Raw genomic sequence first — 7,777 nt, 5'->3', positions numbered from 1 at the left:
CTAGAATTATTATACTATAAAAGCTATAATAAGTACTAGGATTAATTTTTTGAAAATTATACGCAATTAAAGGTCTGATTTTAAGATGATGGTAGCAATGTTAATGTATCCCTTTACGAAAAATTAAAAATATAAATATTTTATTAAAAATTTTAACAAAAAAACAAAAAACTATATTCACAATTGTTATATTATATGTATAATGAAAATTGTAGAAACTTGGAGATTATTCTTTCAATTCTACTTTTTAACAAGTGAGGGTACAGGAAGTGCAATTAGGGGAGGCAACACAACATGAAGAAAAAGATACCGTTATTACTTGCATCAACTTTAACTGCAAGTATGTTGCTTAGCGCGTGTAGCTACCAAAAAGATGACGCAAAAGCAAAAGGGAAAGAGAACGCTACGAGTAGTAGTAACGGAAAACAGATTCTTAATTTAACAGAGTTATCTGAAATTCCGTCAATGGATGCATCATTAGCATCTGATTCTTCATCTTCTACAGCATTAAATAATACGATGGAAGGTTTATATCGTATTGGCAAAGATCAAAAGAGAATGCCTGGAGTTGCAGAAGATGTCGAAAAGCTAGATGATGGGAAGAAATACATATTTAAATTAAGAAGAGATGCGAAATGGTCGAATGGGGAACCTGTAACAGCTAAAGACTTTGTGTATTCATGGAAAAGAGCAGTAAATCCAGATACAAAAGCAACGTATTCATACATTATGTTCGATATTAAAAATGCAGAGAAAATTCATAAAAAAGAATTACCTGCTGACCAATTAGGTGTAAAAGCGATTGATGATTATACATTAGAAGTAGAATTAGACAATCCCGTTCCTTACTTTATCGATTTAACAGTTTATCCAGTATTTTACCCACTAAATGAAAACTTTGTAAAAGCACAAGGTGATAAATTTGGTTTAGAGGCAAATACAACATTATATAACGGTCCATTCGTTATGAGTGATTGGAAACATGAACAAAGTTTCCAATTCAAGAAGAATCCTTCATATTGGGATAATAAAACGGTTAAAATCGAAGAAATCAACTTTAATATTGTAAAAAATACAGCAACTGATGTAAATTTATATGAGACAAACGCGATTGATCGGGCGGCTTTAACGTCTGAATTTGTTGATAAGTTTAGAAAAAGCCCAGAGTTCCAAACAAGAAAAGAGGCAGGGGTTGCTTACTTAAGATTTAATCAAAGTAATCAGTACTTAAGTAATAAAAACTTAAGAAAAGCAATTTCAATGTCCTTTGACCGTGATAACATTGCAAAAGTTATTTTAAATAACGGCGCAATTGGAGCTTACGGATTTGTTGGAAAAGATTTCGCTGAAGGTCCAAATAAAAAAGATTTCCGAGCTGAAAATGGAAAGCTAGTTGAAACAAATCCAAAAGAAGCAAAAAAGCTTTGGGAAACAGCGAAGAAAGAGCTTGGAACTGATAAAATCGAACTAGAATTCTTAAACTTTGATAATGAAGATGCTAAAAAAGTTGGGGAATTCTTAAAAGGTGAGATGGAAAAGAACTTACCAGGTTTATCAATTAAAATTAAACAGCAACCATTCGCACAAAAAAATAAATTAGAAGATTCTCAGCAATATGATATTGCGTTTGGTATTTGGGGACCAGATTTCCCAGATCCAATCTCATATTTAGATATGTTTGTTACGAATGGTTCTCAAAATAAAACAGGGTATTCTAATCAGAAATATGATGAGTTAATCCTAAAAGCTAAAACAGATACAAAAGATTTACAAGCTCGCTGGGACAACCTTCTAGAAGTAGAGAAGATGTTAATTAAAGAGGATGCAGTTATCACTCCAATCTTCCAAAAAGGTTCAGCGTATGTAGTAAAAGGTGCCGTAAAAGATATTATCCCAATTAACTATGGTGGTAAATTAACTTACAAATGGGCATCTGTTGAACAAAAATAATCTTTTTTTCCATCGTTTACAAGGGTATATGCCTATGATGGGCATATGCTCTTATTTTAAAAAAATAAAAGTGAGAATATTTTAAACTATCTTATTGCTTTTGAGAAAAACGGGGAGGTGCTTGACTATGGGACGTTATGTATTAAAACGTTTCGTGTACATGGCTTTGACATTATTTTTAATTACTACAATGACTTTCTTTTTGATGAAATTACTTCCAGGTTCTCCGCTTAAAAACCAGGAGAAGCTATCACCGGCACAAAAAGAAATCATTCTTGAAAAATACGGATTGAATGATCCGGTACCAGTTCAATATGCACGTTACTTAGGTAACTTAGCAAAAGGTGATTTAGGGGTATCATTCCAATATGATAACCGCCCAGTAACAGACATGATTGTGGATCGTATTGGACCATCAGCCCAATTAGGTTTACAAGCGATTATATTAGGAACATTTATCGGTTTAATTTTAGGTATTGTTGCCGCACTTCGTAATAATACGTGGGTAGATTATAGTGCAACAGTTATTTCGGTACTCGGAATGTCGGTACCATCATTCGTATTCGCCGCATTACTGCAATATTTCGTAGGGGTAAAACTAGGCTGGTTCCCAGTAGCATTCTGGAAAGGACCAGAGTTTACTGTAATGCCTACAATTGCATTATCGATGGGAGTTATCGCGACAATCGCACGTTTCTCTCGTGCAGAATTAATTGAAGTTATGCAAGCCGATTACATTTTAACAGCGAAAGCGAAAGGAATTAGCCAAGGCGTTATCATTGTCAAACATGCACTTCGTAACGCGTTAATTCCAGTTGTAACAATTTTAGGACCAATGGTTGCGGCATTAATTACAGGAACACTTGTTATCGAGCAAATTTATGCTGTACCAGGACTTGGGGAACAATTCGTTAAATCGATTACTTTAAATGACTATACAGTTATTATGGGAACTACGATTTTCTATAGTGCGATCTTCATTTTAGTTATTTTCATTGTCGATATTTTATACGGAATTATTGATCCTCGTATTCGTTTAGCGGGAGGGAAAAAATGATGAAAGATGTACAAAAATTATCTCCAGATTTATTTCAACAAGCCAATCAAAATAATGTTGATAATGAAGTCATTGCCCGTCCAAGCTTAACGTTTTGGCAAGATGTAAGAAGACGTTTATTCCAACATAAAGGTGCGATGCTTGGCCTTGTATTGTTAGTTATCATTGCGCTATTAGCGATTTTTGGACCGATGGTAAGTAAACACTCGTATAAAGAGCAAGATTTAGGTCGTGCGAAATTACCACCAAAAATTCCAGTTATTGAAAATGTTCATTGGTTACCATTTGACGGTACAGATCAATATGGTGTTGACCAATATGAAAAACGTGATATTAAAGAGTACTTCTGGTTTGGTACAGATGACCTTGGCCGTGACTTATGGACAAGAACATGGGAAGGTACACGCGTATCATTATATATCGCTCTTTTAGCGGCAGCAATTGACTTAGTAATTGGGGTTGCATACGGAGGTATTTCAGCATTCTACGGCGGTAGAGTAGATAACATTATGCAACGTATTATGGAGATTATTAACGGTATTCCATACTTAATCATCGTTATTTTAATGGTAATCATTATGGGATCTGGTATTTGGTCAATTACACTGGCGATGGCGATTACAGGTTGGATAGGGATGTCGCGTATTGTTCGTGGACAAATCTTAAAGTTAAAAAACCAAGAATATGTATTAGCATCTCGTACATTAGGTGCAACAAATACACAATTAATTGTGAAACATTTAATTCCAAACGTAATGGGACCTATTATCGTAATGACGATGTTTACAATTCCATCAGCGGTGTTTGGTGAAGCGTTCTTAAGTTTCATCGGTTTAGGAATTCAGCCACCATTTGCGTCACTAGGTTCTCTTGTAAATGATGGTTATAAATCTATTCAAACGTATCCGCATATGATGTTCATCCCTGCGGTTGTCATCAGTATATTAATTTTAGCGTTTAACTTAATGGCAGACGGATTACGCGACGCGTTAGATCCAAAAATGCGTAAGTAAAAGAGGGGAGAGGCAAAGATGAAAACATTGTTAGAGGTAAAAGATTTACAAGTCTCCTTTGATACACATGCAGGTGAAGTACAAGCTGTACGCGGCGTTACTTTTGATTTGAAAAAAGGAGAAACATTGGCGATTGTAGGAGAATCTGGTTCAGGGAAATCAGTTACTTCTAAAGCGTTAATGGGATTAATTCCGAATCCTCCTGGACGCATTAAAAATGGTGAAATCGTATTTGAAGGTCGTGACTTAACAAAATTAACAGAAAAAGAAATGCAGCAAGTACGCGGTAAAGATATTGCGATGATTTTCCAAGATCCAATGACATCATTAAACCCAACGATGACAATTGGAAATCAAATTATGGAAGGTCTAATTAAACACCAAGGGATGAGTAAAGCAGATGCACGTAAAGTTGCTTTAGAGTTAATTGACCTTGTAGGTATTCCAAATCCAGAAGCTCGTTTAAAACAATATCCTCACCAATTCTCAGGTGGTATGAGACAGCGTGTAGTTATTGCGATGGCGTTAGCTTGTAACCCGAAATTATTAATTGCCGATGAGCCGACAACAGCGCTAGACGTTACGATTCAGGCGCAAATTTTAGAACTTATGAAAGACATTCAGCAAAAAACAGAAGCAGCAATCATTTTCATTACGCATGACTTAGGTGTAGTAGCAAACGTTGCGGACCGAGTGGCAGTTATGTACGCTGGTAAAGTTGTTGAAATTGGAACTGTAGATGAAATTTTCTACAATCCGAAACATCCATATACTTGGGGTTTAATCGCATCTATGCCAAGTTTAGATGGTTCAGAAGAAGAGTTATATGCAATCCCTGGAACGCCTCCAGATTTATTGAAGCCGCCAAAGGGAGATGCTTTTGCACCACGTAACCCACAGGCACTGAAAATTGATTTTGAAATGGACCCACCTTTATTTAAAGTAAGTGATACGCACTATGCGGCAACTTGGTTACTTCACGAGCAAGCTCCAGAAGTAAAACCGCCGGCAGTCGTTGAAAAACGCATTCTTCAAATGAAAGCAGGTGAACAACATGACTAAACAACGTGAGAAATTAATTGAAGTAAAAAATGTAAAGCAGCACTTCGACGTAAGTGGTGGTGTTGTCAAAGCGGTTAATGATATTTCATTTGATATTTACCGCGGAGAAACATTTGGTCTTGTAGGAGAATCAGGTTGTGGTAAATCGACAACTGGAAGAACGATTATTCGTTTATATGATGCAACTGCTGGTGAAGTGTTATTCGATGGTGAAAATGTACATGGTAAAAAATCACGCGCAGAGCTGAAGAAATTCAACCGTAAAATGCAAATGATTTTCCAAGATCCATATGCATCATTAAACCCTCGTATGACAGTAGGGGATATTATTGCAGAAGGTATCGATATTCACGGACTAGCGAAAAGTAAAAAAGAGCGCATGGACCGTGTTCATGAACTATTAAACACAGTTGGTTTAAATAAAGAGCACGCAAACCGTTTCCCACACGAATTCTCAGGTGGACAACGTCAGCGTATCGGTATCGCTCGAGCGCTTGCTGTAGACCCAGAATTTATCATTGCCGATGAGCCGATCTCAGCACTTGACGTATCGATTCAGGCGCAAGTTGTAAACTTACTGAAAAAGTTACAAAAAGAAAAAGGTTTAACATACTTATTCATCGCCCATGATTTATCAATGGTAAAATACATTAGTGACCGTATTGGTGTAATGTACCGTGGCCAAATCGTTGAGTTAACAACAAGTGATGAATTATATGCGAATCCAATTCATCCATATACGAAATCACTATTATCAGCGATTCCACTTCCAGATCCAGATTATGAGCGCAATCGTAAACGTATCGTATATGATCCATCACAGCATAATTATGGTAGTGAAGCACCAACAATGCGTGAAATTCGCCCAGGACATTTCGTACTATGTTCGGAAGCGGAGTACAAGAAATATAAAGAGATTTATCAATAAGAAAAAGAGCCATTCTTCTGTTATGGAAGGATGGCTCTTTTTCTACTATATAAAAGAATTGTATACATTTGTCGGTCAGTCGATATATTTAAAGAATCGCCGATATAAATCTCATGTATCATTAGTGATATTCATATGCAAAATTACTGAACTTGAACAGAAACATTCTCCTCTTGTTCTTCAGGTTTAACAAGCGCATAACGCTCCCATGCTCTACTTTTCCAGCGGAAGAACATAATAATGGCACGTGTCCATTCGTCGATGGCGATTGCTAGCCAAATACCAACGAGCCCCATATCTAAATGAAAGGCGAAAAAGTAACCTAGTGGTAAACTCATTAACACCATAGAGAATGCACCGATTAAAACAGGATATTTTGCATCACCAGCTGCACGAAGCGAATTAATGATGACGATGTTCATCGTACGTCCCGTTTCAAGTAGTACACTTAGTAAAAGAACACTTGCGCCTAACCCGATAATGTGCGGATTATCTGTAAACAGTCCCATTAATTGTGTACGGAATGTAATAACGAGAGCGACCATACATAAAGTTACACCAATTGCCCATTTTACACTTTTCCACAAGCGTTCGTATGCTTCATCTTTTTCGCCACCACCAACGAGGCGGCCAATAATAATGGCTGTTCCCATACCAATTGCAATTGCAAATAAATAAGTGAACATGGAAATGTTAGTAGCGTATTGTCTAGCAGCTAATGATTCCGTTCCTAAGTACGTTGCGTAATAAAGGAAGACGATTTGACAAGCTTGATACATCACTTGTTCAAATGCAGATGGAATGCCAATTTTTAAAATTTTCCCAATGTATTCTTTGGATAAAGTGAAGTAATATTGTAATTTCACACGATATTCCATAACGCGGTATAGTAACCAGAAGAAAACAATAAGTGCGATCAATCGACTGATAGCGGAAGAAATTGCAGCCCCTTGTACACCGAGCTCAGGGAAACCAAATTTCCCGAAAATGAGTACGTAGTTTCCAGCGATATGAATCATATTCATTCCGAGTGAAATAAACATCGCTTGCTTTGTAAAACCGTGTACACGGATAATTGCGGCTAATGAGTTAATAATAGCTTGTAGGAAGATGGCTCCTCCGACGATAGATAAGTAGTTTTGCGCATACGTTAGTACATCGCCTTGTAAGTTCATTGCGAGCATCATATGTTTCGAAAATAAAAGAAAACCAGCGCTTATAACGAGCCCAACTATTAAATTTAATGTGACGGCTAATGCTGATATTTTAGATGCTTCCATAAAGCGTTTGGAACCGAGGTATTGAGATACAACGATAGCAGCGCCGTTCCCGATGACTTCTAATACCAAAATCGCAATATGAAGATATTGATTCGCTGCACCAACCCCAGATACAGCATCGTCTGATAATGCACTTAACATGAAAGTATCAGCGATCCCCATTAACATAAAAAGAAAAACTTCTAGAAAAATAGGCCATGTTAATAAGAATAAACTTAATTTCTCAGTAGGCCCGTTTTTTGCCTGAATTGCTGCCATGTCCGTCCCCTCTTTACCGATATCTATTTTTAGCAAAATGTATCGTAACATACTTTCTTAACCTTTGCACTCATTTTAGCCTACATATTTTTATTATGAAGAGAGTGCTATTTTATGATAAAAACAAAAGGATAATTATACATAAAATATTATGAGATATAAAATTCATTTTTCTCTGATAATTTAGAAAAGTATAAAAAATATTATTTTTAACACTTTAGTATGAATA

At 36.3% G+C, this 7,777-nt stretch carries 6 protein-coding genes; 5 read left to right on the top strand and 1 reads right to left on the bottom strand.

All coding sequences use genetic code 11. The features are described from left to right. Positions 1 to 294 precede the first annotated feature (294 nt). The 5 genes from ABWK52_RS08240 to ABWK52_RS08220 all read left to right on the top strand — a co-directional run bounded on the left by ABWK52_RS08240 (position 295) and on the right by ABWK52_RS08220 (position 6,010). Positions 295 to 1,950: a peptide ABC transporter substrate-binding protein gene (locus tag ABWK52_RS08240; protein ID WP_000727219.1), complete on the top strand. Its 1,656-nt coding sequence runs from the start codon at positions 295 to 297 to the stop codon at positions 1,948 to 1,950. A 127-nt stretch (positions 1,951 to 2,077) separates the two neighbouring features. Then, positions 2,078 to 3,007, top strand: coding sequence for an oligopeptide ABC transporter permease (opp3b, locus tag ABWK52_RS08235; protein WP_000534172.1), 930 nt, complete (start codon positions 2,078 to 2,080; stop codon positions 3,005 to 3,007). After that, the gene (opp3C, locus tag ABWK52_RS08230) at positions 3,004 to 4,020 is read left to right on the top strand and encodes an oligopeptide ABC transporter permease (RefSeq protein ID WP_000974106.1); all 1,017 of its coding nucleotides are present in this window, start codon (positions 3,004 to 3,006) and stop codon (positions 4,018 to 4,020) included. The genes opp3b and opp3C overlap by 4 nt, the downstream gene beginning before the upstream one ends. Before the next feature lie 18 nt (positions 4,021 to 4,038). Beyond that, positions 4,039 to 5,082, top strand: a complete 1,044-nt coding sequence (locus ABWK52_RS08225) for an ABC transporter ATP-binding protein (protein ID WP_000854346.1) — start codon at positions 4,039 to 4,041, stop codon at positions 5,080 to 5,082. Beyond that, positions 5,075 to 6,010: an ABC transporter ATP-binding protein gene (locus tag ABWK52_RS08220; protein WP_000166348.1), complete on the top strand. Its 936-nt coding sequence runs from the start codon at positions 5,075 to 5,077 to the stop codon at positions 6,008 to 6,010. The genes ABWK52_RS08225 and ABWK52_RS08220 overlap by 8 nt, the downstream gene beginning before the upstream one ends. 143 nt (positions 6,011 to 6,153) lie before the next feature. Here the strand turns inward: ABWK52_RS08220 and ABWK52_RS08215 are convergent, their stop codons facing one another. Next, positions 6,154 to 7,599 carry an MATE family efflux transporter gene (locus tag ABWK52_RS08215; protein WP_009327244.1) on the bottom strand — a complete coding sequence of 482 codons (1,446 nt, stop codon included), beginning with the start codon at positions 7,597 to 7,599 and terminating at the stop codon, positions 6,154 to 6,156. Positions 7,600 to 7,777 lie beyond the last annotated feature (178 nt).

This window comes from Bacillus sp. AP50 (assembly GCF_040492675.1).
Taxonomy (GTDB): domain Bacteria; phylum Bacillota; class Bacilli; order Bacillales; family Bacillaceae_G; genus Bacillus_A; species Bacillus_A cereus.
This window is presented reverse-complemented; position numbering and strand designations above follow the sequence as displayed.